The sequence below is a fragment of the Salipiger sp. ABN3_019 genome (assembly GCF_056158605.1).
Map to the genome: position 1 here is coordinate 150,336 of NZ_JBSWTP010000006.1, position 19,112 is coordinate 169,447.

Consider the following 19,112-nt stretch of genomic DNA (forward strand, 5'->3'; position numbering starts at 1 on the left):
AAAAGAGGACCGGCTCGCCCGGCGCCAGACGACGACCCGTTCTGGCAGTACGAATTGGTGCCAGGGCATGGCGAGCGCGGTACGATCAAGAGCGAAATTGCAAGGATGTGTTCCCGATGGCCAAGACTAGCTCCGTCCAGCCATCCTCTGGGTCGACCGCGCTCAAGGTAGTTATATCATAAACTGCCCTTTTGTCCCTACTGGCTTCGAAGCCATTCAAACGGGAAGGTAGCTTTCGGCTTTGCGACATAAGGCTGGAGATCATGGCACGAAGAGGCTCCAAGCAGGATCATGCCGGATGAGAATTTTGTTCCATTGTCGAAAGTTAATTGACCGGTCGCCTGCGTCGCATCAAGCTTTCCGCGAGGTGGTATGTGCGTGCCAGACCGGAGTGATATTGGCGGCAGGCAGGTTCGTGTGGAGGATTGGCATTGCGATCTGCGTGGTTGATCAAAACGGGGGCCATACTGATGGTCTCGGGAATTACGCTCTGCTCCTCCGCAGCGCATGCACAGGCCGTGGTGGATCTTGTTGGCGGCTCAATCGAAAGCCGCGCTTCGGGCGCCCTTGCGCTCCTCGGGCTGGCTGCAGTCCCCAGCGAAACTGCAAGCACACTTACTCTGGACACCGGCAGGCGGCCGGACAGGGGCGTGGACTTCCGGGCGGGACAACTTGGCGGCGGCTTCACCTTCAGTGATGATATTCCGCTCTATCTGGAAGGCTATTGGGGCTGGAACCGTTATGATCCCGTCTTCGTGGCGTCCTCTGGCGCCGAACAGCGCAGGCTTCCGGTGAATTGGAACAGCTTCGCAGCCTCAGGCGCGATCGGCTGGGACTTCAGGCTGACAGAGACTCTTGCGCTCAGGCCCCTGCTTATGGTTGCACTCGGCACCATTGCGAGCGACGCCACGCTCGGCGCATTCTATGTGGGCAAGAAGCTCGAAAAGGATGTGAACTTCCTATTGGACGGCAACCTGACGGCGGGGGGGGCTCGGAACCGCTCTGGTGCTCGACTACAACCGCAAGCGGGAGAACGACTGGGAAGTCGATGTGACCCTTCGCCAGAACTACCTCTACCTCGAGCCGATCTGGGGCGACAGGGACGTAGTGGGCAGTGCCGAGGCCATCACGACGGCGATATGGTCCCGGCTTCGGGTCCCCACGCGCGAGACCGCATTTGAACGGCCAATCCGCGCTGTGGGGGAATTCTCACTCGGCCATTATGGCGGCGATCAGGAAGAGATCTTCAATTCACCATGGATCGCACAGGTCGGGCTGGGCGCCGAAATAGATGTTTCGCAGACCAAAATCCCTTGGGTCACCACGGCCCGCACAATCGTCCGGTACACCAAAGGTGAAAATCTCGAGGGCTACGCGCTGGGGCTTGCGGTCAGTTTCTGACGTTCCGCAGGTTGAGAGCTTCGGCCGAAGCCCGGCTTTACGCTCACACGCAGACCATGCCCCTCTGGTGCTCGACAACTCAGCTCCTCGGCCTCACGTTACCCGCTCTTTCGCCCGCCGCTTGCCTCGTATCGAACACGTCGCGGGGTGGTCAGTAGACATCCATCGAGGCTGGCCCAACGTCCATCTCGGCGAACTGGTGCTGTTCGGCCTCCTGCTCAATGCGGCGTCTAAGCATACGTGCTTTGCGCCAGGCGGCGACCAGATCTTGGCTCACCCCCCTGCCCTTTACGTGGTCGGCGCTCAGGACCAGAGCTGACCAGTAGGTTTCGTAATGCCTCAGCGCGTGCAGCAAAGCCGCAACCTCCTGCCCGTCGAAGCTGGTCTCCAATTTCCGGTCCTGCGACATCGAATCCCCCGTGTCCCTGTTTCCCTGCGCCCGTTCGAAGCGCGCGAAGAGTTTGGAGCATCGCGCAAGGCAGTCTACCTATGGGAAACCATAGGTCGCCCCCGCCGGCCTCTTCCGACAAGTCCAGTCCATAAAACGTTTTTATATTTTCAACACCTTGGCGCAGGGTATCGCCACGCCCGGCAAGTGAATTGACGACCGGCGCCACAGTTTGCAGACTGACCATGCGGCAATCGGTGTGCTTAATGAGTTCCACTCTCTCCCATCACGACATCTACGACGCGGCGCTGGACCAGTCCCTGTTCGAGACCCTGCCGGGGCGACTGGCGCGGGCGCTGGACGTGCCCTCGGCCATGTTCTTCTGGCTGCATCCCGGCGACATCCAGGAAATCACCGCCGGCACCCAGCCCGAGGCGAACTCGGATTACAACGCCTTCCTCGAGGATGATCCCTGGATGGCGCAGGTCAGCGACGACAAGATCGGCCAGGGCGCGTTCCGCCTGTCGCGCTTCGTCAGCGCCGCGACCTTCGAGAAAAGCGCCATGTACAACGACTACATCGTTAAGAACCGGCTTGACCGGTTCTGGTGCGCCGGGCTGATCCAGAAAACCCGCGACGGCATCGTCGCCACTGCCTTCCACAAGGGCAGGACCGCGGGCGATTTTAGCGATTCGGACATGCGCTACGTCAATCGCCACGCCGCGGATCTGGGGCGGCTGCATGCGATCCGGCGCGAGCTGCTCCGCACCGGCATCCGCGAGATCGCCGCCCCTGACCGCAGCCTGCGCGACGAGGTGCCGACCTTCGAGCTCGACCACGAGGGCCGGCTGATCCGCATCAACGGGCTGGCCGAGACCCTGCTGTCGCTGCACCCGCGGCTGATCGTGAAATACGACCGCAGCCTCGCCATCGCCGGCCCGGGCGCAGAGGCGTTGCGGCGGCGGGTCGCGGCGGCCACCGGCCAGAGGGCGAGCGCGGCCGGCACCGTCGATCTGCCGGGCTTGCGCGCGGTGGATGGTCGGCTGTTGCCGGCGATCCGGCTGAATCTGCTGCCGCGGCACGAGGGCGGGCGGCGGGTTCTGGTGATCGTCACCACCGAAGACCCCACGGGGCTGCGCAACAGCATCGCCTCGCCCGAGGAAGTCGTTCAGCTGACCCCGCGCGAGCTCGACGTGCTTCACGGGCTGGCGCGGGGATACCGGCGCGATCAGCTCGCCCATGCGCTGGGGCTGGCGCTGCCGACGGTGGATTTGCACGGCGCCTCACTGCGCCGCAAGCTCGGCGCCCGCACCATTCCCGAAGCCGTCGCGATCGCCTTCCGGCTTGGGCTGCTGTGAACCCGGACGGACCGGCGGGTCGGCGGCGCGTGACTGTCTGCCGCATTTCGACCATCTTCCCTGACAGCTTCGCATTCGTAGCACAAACTTAGCATGTGCGGCGAACGGCGAAAGGTCCCGCGCTGCTGACCTCCATGCCGCGCGCGGCGAACGGCAGTCCGGAGCACCATCAGGCCTTTCAAGCGTCGCCCCGCCGCCCCGCGATCAGGATATAGACTATTCCGGCAGGGCCGGGTCGGTGAAAAAGACATGCGGTCTTACGCTCATTTTCAGAATTCGCCCACATTGATCTCGACACTTTCTTTTTCCCAATTTTTTTCCGGAGAGAACCAGTGCTTTCCCAGATTTTCCGCGCGCCCGCCGCCCTCCCAATTCTCTTGCTCAGCGCCATCCGGACGTACGTCGAAAAGATTACTGCCACTGAGTGCTTTAATGCGAAAAAGCCGAGACAAGAATTCATCTCGTGAATCCAGCATGGTAGCTGGGTGGCATGAGCGGACCGGTCCCGCAGAGCTACAACACAAAGAACTGGCCAGCCTACAACGAAGCGCTTAAGCAGCGTGGCTCTATGAAATGTGCGGGAATGACGTCCAGCCGATCCGAGATATCTTCGCCGATGCAGTGCAGGCAGCCCGCGCTCAATCGATGGCGTCTTCGCACACTTTGACAAAGACGGCGACAGAACTGTGTCCCGCGAGGAGATAATGACCGCCCGCCGCGGCGAGGAGTAACTCCTGATGGCCCCGGACGAGCGCGAAGCATTCTTCCGGGACACCATGAAAAGGCAGCCGGTTGTCCCAGGTCAACAGCAAAGCCGTATGCTTGACGATGCTCTTGCGATGGTGCCAGCGCCATCGCGGAAGCCCTCAAGACGACTATTTCTGGCGCGTCTACCTACCGGCTCGGGCAGCTCATTCCCGGGCCGGCGTCGGGTGGCGCGCTGCTTGCTGCGAGCAAGACAGTTTCGAATAAAATGCCTTCATTGCGCATTCGGCAGCGATGCCCCGCAACTCTGATGGTGCAGTAAGTTGAATATGTCTTGCAGGCTTGACCCGTGAGAGTGGAGCATGCACATTTCGCACATTCTTTGAGCGAATTTGAGTCGCGCATTCTAGGGAGGTGACTATGCCTGCTAACCCCTTGTCTGTTTCTGTTTTTTCTTTTCCCGAGAGACTTTTTGCGGCACCCGTGTCCGTTGGTCGAACCGAAGCCGAGGACCTGACAATCGGTGCTGGATTTGCAGCGCGCTCGAACCCACATGCATCCGGAAAATCCTATCTTCAGGCAACTGGCGACGCCTCGCAGGCTGGCGGAATATTCTCAGGGCCTGGCGCGATATATCATCCCTCCGGGACGTACGATATCACCATTGGCTACTTTGATGAGACAGACGGAGTTTCCGAAATGGAACTCGTCGTCAATGACATCCTCGTTGCATCATTCACCTGGGCTTCCCTTCTCGGCACCGAAATCGTAACGCCGCAGACACGTGCCGAGTTCATCGCGTTCAATGTCGCCCTGGAGGCCGGCGATACAATCGAGTTTCGAGGGTCCGGCGACGGCAGTGAACCCCTGCGCACAGACTACATAGATATTGTTGCCACAACGCCTCCCTACGGCGAAACGATCCGGATCGAGGCAGAGGACTTCATTGTTGTGGAAGGGTTTTCGGTTGTTCAAAATGGCGCAGCCTCAGGCATGAAAACCCTTCAGCACACTGCCGGGGGAGGTGCCCGGGCTGAATATGTTGTCCAGCACAGCGGGCTCTTCGATCTGACCATCGCCTATTTCGATGAAACCGACGGCATCTCAAATTTGAGCTATGGAATCAACTACGGCACTCGTGGGTCATGGCAGTTCAATGATACAACCGGCGATGCCATCGCAAGCAAGGGCAGCCTTCGAACGATTACCTTCAGCGATCTTAGGCTCGAGGCTGGCGATGTTCTGAACCTCTCCGGTGCCGGTGACGGCAGAGAACCTCTGCGGATCGACTATATTGACCTTTTTTCCGCGGAACCTCCGCCCTCTCCGATACCAACGCCTGACGTCTGGTTTGCGGAAGCGAGCACCACCACCACTGCCGACTTCGTCACAGCGGTCTACAATGATGGCACTGCAACCTTCATTGAGAACGCGGCCGGCATCCGGACTGACTATCGCACGCTCATGTCGATCGATTACGACGGCGACGGGGACGACGATTTCATTGAAGTCCAGGGGCCCTTTGACATCTACCCATATACCGAGCCGGACCGTGTCGAAACGATCAACTTTGCGTTCCGACCCAAGGAAAATGTTGGAGGTGGAGAGTTCATCCCCACCCCCAGCCATATTCTCCAAATCGACATCGACGTCGATACCGAAGATCGCGAAGATGCCTCCCTTCCTGAAGACATGATCATGCTTCACGATGTCGGCGACGCCGACGGGGATGGCGATCTGGACCTGCTTGCGACCAGCTACCTCGGAGAACGGCTCATCGTCTTCGGCAATGATGGGTCCGGAAATTTCAGCGTTCTGTCCCAAAGCCCTGCAACGGTGGGTGACGGGAACAACGACGCGCGGTTTGCCGACTTCAACGGTGACGGCCTTCAAGATGTCGTGGTCTTCTCTGCCTACGATTACAATGCCATGACAATCATGCTCAATGATGGCTCTGGCTCTTATGTAGCCACGGAGTCATACGCTCCAAGCGACGCTCCGATGGGTGACCCGCATGTTGCCGATATCGACCATGACGGCGACATGGATGTCCTCTTCGTGGTTGGCGGCGAAGGACGGGGCATTTACGGCTGGCTCAACGACGGCTCCGGGTACAGCCAAGCGGGCGACAAGCTCTACATCGATCCGATTGATGGTGCACTCGGATCATTTGAAGTCGCTGACTTTGACGGGGATGGTCTGGTGGAGTTGGTGACGGCCGGCATTACCCAAGACCCCGCGAACACCTTCGCCGGGCTTCGGACCTATAAGGTGGTGAACACCACTACCGGAAAACAATTCGCTCTCGGCAGCGCACAGGTCTCCTTGCTGCAGCAACTAAGCGGAAATGTTCAGGCTGCGGCAGACTATGATCTCGATGGCGATGTCGACCTGCTTCTGGCCACAGGGATCTACACGGAGACCGAGCTCAAATTTCTGGAAAACAACGGGACTGGCTTCTTCAACAACAGGGGCGCGATCGTCGAGCCCTTCGAGGCTTCCGACTACTCATGGGGCCCCAGGGTGCATACGGCCTTCTTCGATGATGGCACCCTGCTTTCGTAAATGACATCCCTCATCGACAAGACCGGTCGGCGGAGGCGTGAGTCCGCCAGCCGGGAATGCCGCGACTACGCCCGCGCCTCGCTGCTTTGGAACAGAGCTCCGGAAACATCCGTCGGGCACCCCGGGCCATGAACACGGGGCAATCTTCAGCTCACGGTCATTACTGCGAGGAACGGAGCCGCTTACCCGTTTCTAGAGACGAGGAAGATGCTCAGGCAACCGCCCTTGAGAGCTCAAGGGTAGCCGCAACAAGCTCCGCTTTCTCAGTTTCGCCATTTCCTTTCTGAGGGCTTCTAGCGTTGTGCGTCAGGCTTCACAGCCTTGGCACCGGCGGAACCATCGCCGCCAAGTGCCCGTTGGACCGGAAACCCCAGTACCCGCAGGAGCGATTTCATGGACAGGATTCCAGCCGACGATCACCGCGCCGAAGCGCAGGATCCGGACACGCCCTTCGACAAACATCCGGCGGGCGGATGGGGCTCGCTCCGGGGCGTGGCGCGCATCGCTGGCGAGACCGGGCTGCCGACTGTGGCGACCAAAGTTCTTGCCAAACTCAACAAGCCCGGCGGGGTCATGTGCTCGTCCTGCGCGTGGGCCAAGCCCGCCAAACCCAACACATTCGAGTTCTGCGAAAATGGCGCGAAGGCTACGCTCTGGGAGCTTGATCGCAACCGCGCGGGGGCTGAATTCTTTGCGCAACACAGCGTCGAGGATCTGCGCGGCTGGCACGACCACGATCTCGAGAAATCCGGGCGGCTCACCGAGCCGCTGCGCTATGAACCCGCGCTCGATAAGTATGTTCCGGTCAGCTGGGGCGAGGCCTTTGCCGAGATCGGACGCGAGCTGCGCGGCATGGCGCCGGAAAAAGCGGTGTTTTACGCTTCGGGCCATGCGGGGCTAGAGGCTTCTTATCTTTATGCGCTTTTCGCACGGGCGATGGGGCACCAAAACCTGCCGCAAAGCTCGAACATGTGCCACGAGACCACCAGCGTGAACCTGCAGACTTTCATCGGTACGCCCGTGGGCACCTGCACGCTCGAGGATTTTGAGCATTGCGACACGATCTTCTTTTTCGGCCAGAACACCGGCACCAACAGCCCCCGCTTCCTGCATGTGCTGAAAGAGGCCGTGGAGCGCGGCTGCCGGATCGTCACCTTCAACCCGGTGCGCGAACGCGGACTGATCGAGTTCACCGACCCGCAAAGCCCCAAGCAGATGTCCCTCGGCAAGCCGACGCAGATCTCGGAGAAATACTACCAGCTGCGCCCCGGCGGAGACATCGCGGTGATCGCGGGGCTGATGAAATGCGTGCTCGAGGCCGAAGACGCCGCGCCTGGCACAGTGCTCGACCAAGACTTCATCGCGGCGCATACCACCGGCTTTGCCGAGACCCAGCTGGCGGTGCGCGCCGCCGATTGGGCCGAGATCGAGCGCCACTCTGGATTGACCGAGGCGATGATCCGCGAGGCGGCGGAGGTCTATCTCTCGGCTAGGAACGCAATCGGCATCTACGGCATGGGCATGACCCAGCATGTGAACGGCTGGCTGAATCTCGGGATGCTGTGTAACCTACTGATGATGCGAGGTAATATCGGCAAACTTGGAGCGGGCATCTCGCCGGTGCGCGGCCATTCAAATGTGCAGGGCCAGCGCACCGTGGGCATCGGTGAGAAATCCTCGCATATGCCCGCTGACAAGCTGCGCGATCTTTTCGGGATCGAGGCCCCCACCCGCGAGGGGCTTAACGCTGTGCGCTCCTGCGAGGGTATTTTGGATGGCAGCGTCGAGGCAATGATCTCACTCGGTGGCAACCTGATCCGGGCCCTACCCGACCGCGAGCGCATGGAGGCGGCTTGGCCTAGCCTGCGGCTGACGGTGCACGTGTCAACTAAACTCAACCGCTCGCATCTGGTGCCCGGTGAGGTCAGCTACATCCTGCCCTGCCTTGGCCGAACCGACCGTGACATTCAGGTGACCGGCCCGCAGGCTGTGTCCATGGAGGATACCTTCTCGCATATATACGGCTCACTTGGCGGCGCCGAGCCCCCCTCGGAACACGTACGCTCGGAACTGGCCATCGTCGCTGGCATGGCCAAGGCGACGCTGCCGGAAGACCCACGGCTCGACTGGGACGGCTGGACGGCAAACTATGATCTGGTGCGCGACCTGATCGCCCGCACGTTCCCGGATGATTTTGCTGATTTCAACGAAAGGCTGATGCAGCCCGGCGGCTTTTACCGCGGTAATCCGGCGCGCGATCGGGTCTGGAAGACGGAAAGCGGCAAGGCCCAATTCACGCCCCCGACCACGCTTTCGGCGCTCGGCGCGGCCCCTCTGGACGAGGAGGTGATGACGCTAATCACCCTGCGCTCGAACGATCAATTCAACACCACGATCTACGGTTTTTCCGATCGGCTGCGAGGGCTGAGTGGCGCACGTGAGATCGTCATGATCAATCGCCGCGAGATGCGGCGGCTCGGGCTGACCGAGGGCCAGAAGGTGGCGCTTGTAACCGCCATCGAAGATGGGGTGACGCGGCGGGTAGAGGGCTTTGCCGTCACGCCCTACGATCTGCCCGACGGCTGCATCGCGGGCTATTACCCCGAGCTTAATCCACTAGTGCCGCTCGCTTATCACGAGAAGAACTCGCAGACCCCCGCTTATAAGGGCACGCCGGTGAGGATCGTCGCATGAGCCTGCACCAGACCCTGACCGGCACGCGCCCTGCCTTGCCGCCGCTGATCGAGGAAACCCCGGTGGCGCTGACCTGCGATGGCAGCACGCTGGCGGTGATGATGGCCACCCCCGACGATCTGAAGGATTTCGCGCTCGGCTTCGCCCTGACCGAAGGTATCCTTCACCGTCCGGACGAGCTGCGCGAGCTGGAGATCGTGTGCCACACCGACGGGATGGAAGCGCGCATGTGGCTGGCGCCTGAAGCGTCGAGCCGGGTGATGAGCCGCCAGCGCGCCATGGTCGGTCCGGTGGGCTGCGGGCTGTGCGGTATCGACAGCCTCGCCAAGGTCGCGCGCGAGCTACCCACGCTGCCTGAGGGTCCGCGCTTCGACGCTGCCGAGCTTGCCGAGGCGCCGGACCAACTGCGCGACCACCAGCCCCGGCATGACCGCACCCGCGCCTGCCACGCCGCGGGCTTTTTGGTGCCGGGGCGCGGCATTGCCTTGGCACGCGAGGACGTGGGGCGGCACAACGCGCTGGACAAGCTCGCCGGGGCTCTTTGCCGCGCCGGGCTTGACCCGGCGCAGGGTGCGGTAGTGATCTCGTCGCGGGTTTCCGCCGAGATGGTCCAGAAAACCGTTGCCATCGGGGCGACGGCCCTCGTCGCGCCCTCCGCCGCCACCGACTATGCGCTGCGCATCGCTCAGTCGGTCGGGCTCACGCTTGTTGCCCGAGGAAGCACGCGCGAGCCTTCCTGTCTAGTTGGAAGCGCTAGGGTCAACTGGCGGTAATGCCCCCGACGTAGGTGATGTATGGTACGTTTACGGTTCGGGAACCGTGTCGCCACGCTGGGGTGGGCAGCGAACGGGCAGGACCGCGCCGCAACCCGGCGGTCCAGATCAGAGAGTGTGATGAACGACAGGTCCAACGGCGAGACGCGACGCAAACCCGGCGAAATTCCTGCCATTTCGGTCCTTCTGAGCGCTGTCTGCTTTGAACCGTCCTGCTGGTTGCCGTGTCGCTTGTCACCTCGTAGGCCTCATCAGGATTGGCTATATCGCGAGGCAGCAGGTCACGCAGGCGTTCACGCCTCTGCACTCCGCATCGCAATATCACTCGGTTCGTATTCCCGGCACGAGTGACAGGCCGCACAAGCCTAAGAAATCTTTTGCAAAAAAGGAACTCTCGGCAGCCACGCGGCGTTGAACTTTAGCAACTTTAGGAATTGTGGAGATGACAATGCGCTATCTAGGATTGCATGCCCTTGCCTTCGTGATGATCGGCGGTGCCGCCGCGGCCCAGACGATGGACATCAGTAACCTGAGCTCGATCGACGATGCGGACATAATGACCGCGGAAGGCGACAAGGTCGGCGAGGTCGAGGAAATCCTGGTCGACAAGTCGGGCACCCCGGTTGCCGCCGTAATCGAGGTCGGTGGGTTCTTAGATATCGGCGACGAAGACGTGGTCATTATGCTCGAGGACATGACCTACGAAGACGGCGACTTCACCACCCAGCTCTCCGAAGGACAGCTCGAAAGTTTGCCAGTCTGGGACGACTGATGCCCCGCCGCGCGCCTTCTGGCGCGCGGCTTTTTCACGCCCGACACGGCATGCCTGAACCATCTGCCCGAACCTGCGCTTGCTTAGGCAATGGCCCCGCCAGCCCGCCTGTTTCGATATTGGAGAATTAAATTGGAATCCGTACAGGCCAACATCACGGCGCTCGATATTGCGGTCATCATCGGTTACCTTCTATTGGTGCTGGTCATCGGCATATGGGTCTCGATGCGCACCAAAACTGGAGAAGACCTCTTTCTCGGCGGACGTTCTCTGGCTTGGGGAGCCATCGGCTTTTCGCTGTTCGCCTCCAATATCTCCACAACCACAATAATCGGGCTGACCGGCTCGGCCTATGCGACCGGCATAGCCAGTTCGGCCTTCGAATGGATGTCGGGCATCCCGTTGCTTATGCTCGCCTTCATTTTCGCGCCTCTCTACCTCAAGGCCAAGATCACTACGACACCCGAGTGGCTCGACTGCCGCTATTCACGTCGCGTGCGCCTGTATTTCTCTGCACTGACCATCTTCTTCACCGTCGTCGTGGAAACAGCGGGCGGCCTTTACGCCGGAGGCGTGGTGCTGACTACGTTCTTCCCCGACGTGCCACTCTGGGCCAGCTGCCTCGCAATCGGCATGTTTGCCGGCGGTTACGCGGCCTCTGGCGGCCTCAAGGCGGTGGTATACACCGACGTTCTGCAGGCGATCATCCTCCTAATCGGGTGCTCAATCACCGCCTTTCTTATGTTCCGCTCGCTCGATTTTTCCTGGACCGCGGTGCGCGACGCACTTCCCGAGGGCCACCTCGACTTGGTCAAGCCGATAGACGACCCGAGCCTGCCCTGGCCAGGCCTGTTCCTCGGGGTCTGGATGCTCGGCTTCTGGTACTGGGTCACCAACCAATACGTCGTGCAGAGGGTGCTCGGCGCGCGCAGCCTGCAGGACGCGCAGCGCGGGGCGCTGCTCGGCGGGCTGCTCAAATGCGTGCCGCTCTTTATCATGGTGCTACCGGGCGCGATGGCGGTGCCTCTGTTGCCTGATTTGCCCGAACAGGACATGGTGTTCCCCGTGATGATCACGCAAATCCTACCGGCCGGTCTGACAGGGCTCGTCCTCGCGGGGCTGGTCGCGGCGATCATGTCCACGGTCGACTCCACGCTCAATAGCTCCTCGACGCTGGTGGTGCATGACTTCATCACCAAGCCCGCAGAACCGGTCGAGCCGACGATGGCCCGCAAGTACGGCAGTATCTGCACACTGGTGTTCATGATCATGGCGGTGCTCGTCGCGCCCCTCATCCAGTACGCAGGTGGTATCTGGTCCTACCTGCAACAGGCCTTTTCGATCATCGTACCGCCCATCGTGGCGATCTATTTCCTCGGCGCGGTTAGCCGCCGTGTGAGCGAGCGCTCGGCCTTCGCAACGCTCATCACCATGCATGCGCTGGGAGTGGTGCTGTTTGCTCTAGGGCAGACCGGTGTCTGGCCGCTGCACTACACCGTCACTGCCGGGGTGATGACCATCGCCTCCTGCCTTCTGCATCTTAGCCTCTCGGCAACTGTCTACCCGTCCCGCGAAGCGCCCGAGGAAATGCTCATCTGGAAGCCCGCCGCGGCGTTTTCTAAGGCGGATGGCACGACATCGGGATTGCTCGACGTACGCCTGTGGGGGCTGGTGCTGGTAGCCATGATGGCCGCAATTCTCTTCGCCTTCTGGTAGACCCCTTCTCGGGTCGCATGATCGTGGAGCACGCTGACTAAGTCGGCAGGCTCTCTCTGCGTTGCCCCAAGACAGCTCTAGTCCCAAAATTCGACATTCACTTCATTTACAGTCCTGCGATCCTCGCCCGGTCTCACTGCGAGCAACGCGATAGCTCTCAGTTCTTGGATTAGGCTATGCACTCCATCGGCGTCCGTCAGATGCTCCTTTCTCCAGCTGTGCTTGCCACAGTAACAGTGGATTGGTGGGAAGGCAGTTCATCCCACTAGGCCATGCGAAGCCTCCTTTGGCCATCTGTCAGACAAAGAAATCCTACGCAGCCTTGGCACCACCGTCTCGCCAGAAAACGACAAATCTGCCGACCCGTTTCGGCAAAGGAGCGAACTTCTTCATCACTTTGGAGAGAGATTCTCCTGATCTTCGGCGCGCCGCAAGCCCTCCGAAAAAGCCACTTCCTCCACGCGCTCGAGAAAAAAACTCCTCGCCTTTTCGGTAAGTCCGTACCGGCTGATGTAGTCCGCCACTACGTCGCCCAAAGACACAGTTTTCGTCCTCATGGCACTCCTTTCTCTCGGCACATCATACAAATGAAATGCTGAACGAAAGGTTAAGGCTGCGCCTCAATGCGACGCCCCGCACATACCGGGACTACCGAATGCCTCCCTAAAGTCTTCAAGGCTAAGCTCGTCGATCTCCAGAACTGACTTACGTAGATTGGAAGATCAGACTTTGCGGTCAGGCGTGAGTTCACGACCTTAGCCAGACAAATCAGCGCCATCTCAGAAAGCCTGAGAGCCCCTTGGCAAAGCAAAACGCTTAGCCATGAAATTGGGTCTGCCACATCATTATCCTAGGATGGCGCTGCGAAGTTCTACCAGCCCGCGCTCCATCAACTCCTCGGCTCCGGCCCTGTCCGAGGCCTCAACGTAGAGCCGCAATTCCGGCGCGTTGCCCGAGGGGCGCACATGGACGATGCGCCCATCGGGCAGCGTCATACGCACACCATCGGTGAGATCGCAGCCCACCTCCGCGGCGCCGAGCCGCGACAGAAACTCCGCCCGCGCGCCCGCGTCCTCGCGCAGCTGCGCCACGAAGGGCTGCGAGGCTTCCTGCGGCACCTCCTGCAGCCGGTCGGCCATGGTCACCACCGGCGGCTCGGCGCCGACCCGTGCCGAAACCGGGCCCTCCCCGGCGGCGATCAGCACCGTGATCAGCGGCAGCATGCAATCGCGGGTGGGCAGCGGCGCGAGGCTGCCGTCGGGCCCGGCGGCCTCGAACCCCAGCAGAAAGCCGCCATTGGCCTCATAGCCGACGACCTTGCCGCCCAGATCTTCCATGCCGGCGATGACGAAGGGCGAGCCGATGCGGGTGGTCAGCACCCGGCCAAAGCCCTTGCGGGTGACGCCCGAATTCGACGAGATCGGCGTGACCACCGCCTCGGCCCCCAGCGCTTCGGCGGTGATCTGGCCCATGATGTCGCCGGGCACAATTGTGCCGGTCTCATCGGCCAGCAGCGGCCGGTCGCTGTCGCCATCGGTCGACACCAGCGCGTCGAGCCCATGCTCGGTGACCCAGGCTTTGATCTGCGCGCGGGTGTCGGGGTCCACCGCCTCGGTGTCGACGGGGATGAAATGCGAGGAGCGGCCAAGCTCCAGCACCTCGGCGCCGAGGCCTTCGAGCATCGCCCGCAGATCGTCGCGGCCGACGGCGGAATGGGCATAAAGGCCGATGCGCTTGCCCGCCAGCGCCGTGCTTCCGAGCGTGCCAGTGTAGCGCGCGACGAAACAGGCCGCGGCCTGCTGGTCCTGCTCCAGCGCGCCTTCCGCGCTGCCAGCCGGGCGCCCGAGCGCCGCCGCGATCGCCGCCTCGTCGGCCTTGGTGATCTCGCCGGAGCGGGTGTAGAACTTCAGCCCGTTTCGGTCGGCGGGGATGTGGCTGCCGGTGACCATGATCGCCCCGGCGCCCGCCTCCTGCGCCGCCAGCGCCAGCGCCGGGGTCGGCAGCGCGCCGCAGTCGATCACCCTCAGCCCTTCGGCGCGGGCGGCAGAGATGATGTCATCGGCGATGCGCGGGCTGGAGGGGCGCAGGTCCTGCCCGACGCAGAGCGTGCCGCCGTGATCGCAGGCGGCGGCAAAGGCGCGCACATGGTCCGCCACCAGATCCGGCGTCAGCTCCACCACCAGGCCGCGCAGGCCGCTGGTTCCAAACTTCGGTGCCATCTTCTACCTCTCCATGTCCTATGTCCGGCCGCCAGAGGCCCCACCCGGGCGCGCCTGCCTCAGCCCGTCTTGTCAGCCCACCTCAGCTGGTCTTGGCGATCTCGTCGAGCGCCCGCAGCTTGGCCAGCAGGCCGCCCAGCTGATCGATCGGCACCATATTGGGCCCGTCCGAGGGCGCGTTGTCCGGATCCTCATGGGTTTCGATGAAGACCGCGGCGCAGCCCACGGCGACGGCGGCACGCGCCAGCGTCGGCACATACTGCCGCTGGCCGCCCGAGGAGCTGCCCTGCCCGCCCGGCAGCTGCACCGAATGGGTCGCGTCGAACACCACCGGGTAGCCGGTCTCGGCCATGATCGGCAGGCTGCGCATGTCCGAGACCAGCATATTGTAGCCAAAGCTGGCGCCGCGCTCGCAGAGCAGCAGCCGCTCGTTGCCGGTGCTGGCGATCTTGGCGGCCACATTGGCCATGTCCCACGGCGCGAGGAACTGGCCCTTCTTGACGTTGATCGCCGCGCCGGTCTCGCCCGCGGCGAGCAGCAGATCGGTCTGGCGCGACAGGAACGCGGGGATCTGCAGGATGTCCACCGCCTGCGCCACCGCGGCGCATTGCTCGGCGGTGTGGATGTCGGTGAGCACCGGCACGCCGAACTCGGCGCCGATCTGCGACAGGATCGTGAGGCCCGCCTCCATGCCGAGCCCGCGCTTGCCGGAAAGCGACGAGCGGTTGGCCTTGTCGAAACTGCCCTTGAACACCCAAGGCGTGCGCGCGGCCTCGGCGGCGGCGGCGATCTTTTCGGCCAGCATGCGCGCGTGATCGAGGCTTTCGAGCTGGCAGGGCCCGGCGATCAGCGCCAGCGGCGCGTCGTTGGCAAAGGTGACGTCTTTGACCGTTACGGGTTTCATGCGATGCCTTCCTTTTGCAGCACGGCCTCGATGCGGGCCACGTCGACGGGGTTGTTGAGCTCCCAGAACACCCGGCCGCGCGCCTCGACCGCAACGCAGGTGACCGGCGTGCCATTCTCCAGAAACCGCAGCTGCTCGAGCCCTTCGGCGCGCTCCAGCGGCCCCTCGGGCCAGGCGGCATATTGCGCCAGCGCCGCGGGGCGATAGCCATAGACCCCCACATGATGCCAGACCTCGGGCGGGGTTTCGAGGTTGCCCACATAGGGCAGCACTTCTTTGGAGAAATAGAGCGCCGTGCCGTCGCTGCGCATCACCGCAGTGGTGCCCCCCACCCGGCCCGCGTGACGGTCCGAGACGAAATTGGCCAGCGTCTCGGGATCGGTCTTCAGCACCGGGGTGGCCATTTCGACCGCCGGGTTCTGCATCGCCTCGATCAGCGCCTCGATGAACCACGGCGGGGTCAGCGGCGCGTCGCCCTGCAGGTTGATGACGATGTCCGGCGCCTGCTCCAGCTGCGCCACGCCCTCGGCGCAGCGCTCGGTGCCGTTGCGCGCCGCCTCCGAGGTCATCAGCACCTCGGCGCCAAAGCCGCGCGCCGCCTCGGCGATGCGCGCGTCATCGGTCAGCACATAGACCGCCGAGACGCCCTTGACGCTCTGCGCTGCCTCCCAGGCACGCTGGATCAGCGATTTTTTCTCGCCATTGGCGCCGGTCAATTCGACCAGCGGCTTGCCCGGGTAACGCGATGAGGCATAGCGGGCGGGGATGAAGATGACCGCGCTCATGATCGCTCCCCGGCGCAGCACGATTGTACGGAAAAGACCGCCCAGAGGGCGGCAGAGTGAGATTGACGCATCGGGACCACCCGCCTCAAGAAATTTCCTGCTGGATAGCGCGGCGGCAGGCGGCGGATCAACCGAAACCGCCTTGAGGTGGTCCGCGGTCTGGCCTGATGCGTGACCAGAAGGGTGCTGGTGCCTTTAGGAGGTCAGCAGCGCCTCGAGATAGGCACCATAGCCGTTCTTGCGGAATTTCTCGGCGCGTGCCGCCAGCGCTGCGCGGTCGAGCCAGCCCATCTGGAAAGCAATCTCATCGGGGCTGCCCACCTGCTGGCCCTGGCGCTCGGTGAGCGTGCGCACGAAGTTGCCCGCGTCCAGCAAGGACCCATGGGTGCCGGTGTCGAGCCAGGCATAGCCGCGGCCCATGCGCTTCACGTCGAGCGCGCCCTCGTGCAGATACATCTCCAAAAGCGTGGTGATCTCCAGCTCGCCGCGCGGCGAGGGCTGCACCTGACGCGCCCGCTCGGGGGCCGTGCCATCGAGGAAATAAAGCCCGGTCACCGCGTAGTTCGACGGCGGCACCGCGGGTTTCTCGATGATCGAAGTGGCGCGGAAATCCTCGTCGAAATCCACCACGCCGTAGCGCTCGGGATCGGCCACGTGATAGCCAAAGACCGTGCCGCCGCTCTCTCGCGCATCGGCCTCGGCCATCATGTCCGGCAGCCCGTGGCCGAAGAAGATATTATCGCCCAGCACCAGCGCCGAGGGCGCGCCATCAAGGAAGTCTTCGGCCAGCAGATAGGCCTGCGCCAGCCCGTCGGGGCTGGGCTGCACCACATAGGTCAGCGAGATGCCCCATTGGCTGCCGTCGCCCAGCGTGCGCTGGAACTGCGCCTGATCCTGCGGCGTGGTGATCAGGCAGATCTCGCGGATCCCGGCCAGCATCAGCACCGAGAGCGGGTAGTAGATCATCGGCTTGTCGTAGACCGGCAGCAGCTGTTTCGACACGCCGATGGTGATCGGATAGAGCCGCGTGCCCGAACCGCCGGCCAGAATGATGCCCTTGCGTTGCTGTGCCATGTTTACCCCTTCCCCAGCCGCTGCCCGACGCCGTGCCGCGCCTGCAGCGGGCGCCACCAGGCCTCGTTGCCCAGATACCAGTCCACGGTCTTCTCGAGGCCTTCCTCGACGGTCACCGAGGGGCGCCAGCCGAGCTCGTCGCGGATCCGGCTCGGGTCGATCGCATAGCGCGCGTCATGGCCCGGGCGGTCGCTGACGAAGCAAATCTGATCGGCGTAGCTGCCGCTCTCCTTCGGGCGTTTGCTATCGAGGATCGCGCAGAGCGTTTTCACCAGCTCGAGGTTGCTGCGCTCGTTCTCGCCGCCGATGTTGTAGCTGCGCCCCAGCGCGCCCTTTTCCACCACCAGCAAAAGCGCGTCGGCGTGATCCTCGACGTAGAGCCAGTCGCGGATGTTGTCGCCCGTGCCGTAGATCGGCAGCGGCTTTCCGGCCAGCGCGTTCAGGATCACCACCGGGATGAGCTTTTCGGGGAAGTGATAGGGCCCGTAGTTGTTGCTGCAGTTGGTCAGCACCACCGGCAGCCCGTAGGTCTCATGCCAGGCGCGCACCAGATGGTCCGAGCTGGCCTTGGACGCCGAATAGGGCGAGCGCGGATCATAGGGCGTGTCTTCGGTGAACTTCACCTGCGGATCGGCGGGCAGCGAGCCAAAGACCTCATCGGTGGAGATATGGTGGAAGCGAAAGCGCTCGGGCTTGCCTTGCGCCGCCCAATAGGCCCGCGCGGCTTCGAGCATATTGTAGGTGCCGGTGATATTGGTCTCGATGAAATCGCCCGGCCCGTCGATCGAGCGGTCCACATGGCTCTCGGCGGCGAGATGCATCACCGCGTCGGGGGTATGCGCCGCAAACACCCGGTCGAGCGCCGCGCGGTCGCGGATGTCGGCCTGCTCGAAGGCGTAGGCTGGGCTGTCCGACACGGAGGCGACATTGTCGAGACAGGCGGCATAGGTCAGCGCATCAACGTTCACCACCTCATGGCCGCGCGCCACCGCCAGCCGCACCACGGCCGAGCCGATAAATCCGGCGCCGCCGGTGATCAGCAGTTTCATGCGAAAGACCCCTCAAAGGTGAACGGGCTGTCGATGTCCTTCAGCCGCGGCGCGTCGGCGTCTTTCTCGGAAAGCACCGCCTCTCCCGCGAAGGGCCAGTCGATGCCGATGTCCGGGTCGTTCCAGACCACAGCGCCCTCGGTCTCGGGGGCGTAAGTGTCCGAGCATTTGTAGATGATCTCGGTCTCGGGCTGCAGCGTCACAAAGCCATGGGCAAAGCCCGCCGGCACCAGCAGCTGGCGTCCGTTCTCGAAGCTGAGCTCATAGCCCACCCATTGGCCGTAGGTGGGCGAGCCTTTGCGGATGTCGACGGCGACATCGAAGAGCGCCCCGCGCCCGCAGCGCACCAGCTTGTCCTGCGCCCGCGGCGGCGCCTGAAAATGCAGCCCGCGCACCGTGCCGGGGGTCATCGAGAGCGAGTGGTTGTCCTGCACGAAATCGTAGTGGAGCCCCGCCTCGGCGAAGGCCTTGCGGCTGTAGCATTCGGAAAAAAATCCGCGGTGGTCACCGAACCGCCGCGGGGTCAGGACCAGAACGCCCTGCAGTTTCGTCGGTTCGATTTTCACCCGTCGCGCCCTTCAAATCAGCAAACACCGCTTGACTAACACAACTCCGATCATGCTTCCCGCACCGCTCCCAACAAAATGAACAGCGTGTCTTCTTGGCATGCTCAGAAGAGACTCCCAGCTGACCTCCAACTCAAAAATGA

General features: G+C 62.7%; 15 protein-coding genes. 7 read left to right on the top strand and 8 right to left on the bottom strand.

Annotated elements, in window-relative coordinates; translation table 11 throughout:
- Positions 1–1,005 precede the first annotated feature (1,005 nt).
- Positions 1,006–1,401 (top strand): hypothetical protein, encoded by a 396-nt coding sequence (locus ACXAD2_RS07020; RefSeq protein ID WP_475168609.1) that lies wholly within the window; start codon positions 1,006–1,008, stop codon positions 1,399–1,401.
- A 151-nt stretch (positions 1,402–1,552) separates the two neighbouring features.
- Here ACXAD2_RS07020 and ACXAD2_RS07025 read toward each other — a convergent pair whose 3' ends face one another.
- Positions 1,553–1,810, bottom strand: coding sequence for a hypothetical protein (locus ACXAD2_RS07025; RefSeq protein ID WP_475168614.1), 258 nt, complete (start codon positions 1,808–1,810; stop codon positions 1,553–1,555).
- 245 nt (positions 1,811–2,055) lie between these two features.
- Between ACXAD2_RS07025 and ACXAD2_RS07030 the strand changes: the two genes are divergently transcribed.
- Positions 2,056–3,147, top strand: coding sequence for a helix-turn-helix transcriptional regulator (locus ACXAD2_RS07030; RefSeq protein WP_475168617.1), 1,092 nt, complete (start codon positions 2,056–2,058; stop codon positions 3,145–3,147).
- Between the two features lie 269 nt (positions 3,148–3,416).
- Here the strand turns inward: ACXAD2_RS07030 and ACXAD2_RS07035 are convergent, their stop codons facing one another.
- Positions 3,417–3,623 carry a hypothetical protein gene (locus ACXAD2_RS07035; protein WP_475168620.1) on the bottom strand — a complete coding sequence of 69 codons (207 nt, stop codon included), beginning with the start codon at positions 3,621–3,623 and terminating at the stop codon, positions 3,417–3,419.
- Positions 3,624–4,272: 649 nt separating this feature from the next.
- Between ACXAD2_RS07035 and ACXAD2_RS07040 the strand changes: the two genes are divergently transcribed.
- The 5 genes from ACXAD2_RS07040 to ACXAD2_RS07060 all read left to right on the top strand — a co-directional run bounded on the left by ACXAD2_RS07040 (position 4,273) and on the right by ACXAD2_RS07060 (position 12,372).
- A complete protein-coding gene (locus ACXAD2_RS07040) occupies positions 4,273–6,417 on the top strand; it encodes an FG-GAP-like repeat-containing protein (RefSeq protein WP_475168622.1) in 2,145 nt (714 codons plus the stop codon).
- A gap of 393 nt (positions 6,418–6,810) precedes the next feature.
- Positions 6,811–9,111 (top strand): FdhF/YdeP family oxidoreductase, encoded by a 2,301-nt coding sequence (locus ACXAD2_RS07045; protein WP_475168624.1) that lies wholly within the window; start codon positions 6,811–6,813, stop codon positions 9,109–9,111.
- Complete coding sequence (gene fdhD, locus ACXAD2_RS07050) at positions 9,108–9,884, top strand: formate dehydrogenase accessory sulfurtransferase FdhD (RefSeq protein ID WP_475168627.1); 777 nt, start codon at positions 9,108–9,110, stop codon at positions 9,882–9,884. Before ACXAD2_RS07045 ends, fdhD begins: the two co-directional genes overlap by 4 nt.
- 448 nt (positions 9,885–10,332) lie before the next feature.
- Entirely contained in the window at positions 10,333–10,656 is a 324-nt protein-coding gene (locus ACXAD2_RS07055; RefSeq protein WP_475168629.1) for a PRC-barrel domain-containing protein, read from the top strand.
- A 132-nt stretch (positions 10,657–10,788) separates the two neighbouring features.
- A complete protein-coding gene (locus tag ACXAD2_RS07060) occupies positions 10,789–12,372 on the top strand; it encodes a sodium:solute symporter family transporter (protein ID WP_475168632.1) in 1,584 nt (527 codons plus the stop codon).
- Positions 12,373–13,217: 845 nt separating this feature from the next.
- On the opposite strand, the gene ACXAD2_RS07065 is transcribed toward ACXAD2_RS07060, so the two are convergent.
- The 6 genes from ACXAD2_RS07065 to rfbC all read right to left on the bottom strand — a co-directional run bounded on the left by ACXAD2_RS07065 (position 13,218) and on the right by rfbC (position 18,969).
- Positions 13,218–14,591, bottom strand: coding sequence for a phosphomannomutase (locus ACXAD2_RS07065; RefSeq protein WP_475168634.1), 1,374 nt, complete (start codon positions 14,589–14,591; stop codon positions 13,218–13,220).
- An 82-nt stretch (positions 14,592–14,673) separates the two neighbouring features.
- Positions 14,674–15,495 (bottom strand): 3-deoxy-8-phosphooctulonate synthase, encoded by an 822-nt coding sequence (kdsA, locus tag ACXAD2_RS07070; protein WP_475168635.1) that lies wholly within the window; start codon positions 15,493–15,495, stop codon positions 14,674–14,676.
- Positions 15,492–16,280 carry a 3-deoxy-manno-octulosonate cytidylyltransferase gene (locus ACXAD2_RS07075; RefSeq protein ID WP_475168638.1) on the bottom strand — a complete coding sequence of 263 codons (789 nt, stop codon included), beginning with the start codon at positions 16,278–16,280 and terminating at the stop codon, positions 15,492–15,494. Before ACXAD2_RS07075 ends, kdsA begins: the two co-directional genes overlap by 4 nt.
- 195 nt (positions 16,281–16,475) lie before the next feature.
- Positions 16,476–17,354: a glucose-1-phosphate thymidylyltransferase RfbA gene (rfbA, locus tag ACXAD2_RS07080; RefSeq protein WP_475168640.1), complete on the bottom strand. Its 879-nt coding sequence runs from the start codon at positions 17,352–17,354 to the stop codon at positions 16,476–16,478.
- Positions 17,355–17,356: 2 nt separating this feature from the next.
- Positions 17,357–18,403: a dTDP-glucose 4,6-dehydratase gene (gene rfbB, locus ACXAD2_RS07085; RefSeq protein ID WP_475168641.1), complete on the bottom strand. Its 1,047-nt coding sequence runs from the start codon at positions 18,401–18,403 to the stop codon at positions 17,357–17,359.
- Positions 18,400–18,969, bottom strand: coding sequence for a dTDP-4-dehydrorhamnose 3,5-epimerase (gene rfbC / locus ACXAD2_RS07090; RefSeq protein ID WP_475168643.1), 570 nt, complete (start codon positions 18,967–18,969; stop codon positions 18,400–18,402). The genes rfbB and rfbC overlap by 4 nt, the downstream gene beginning before the upstream one ends.
- Positions 18,970–19,112: the final 143 nt, after the last annotated feature.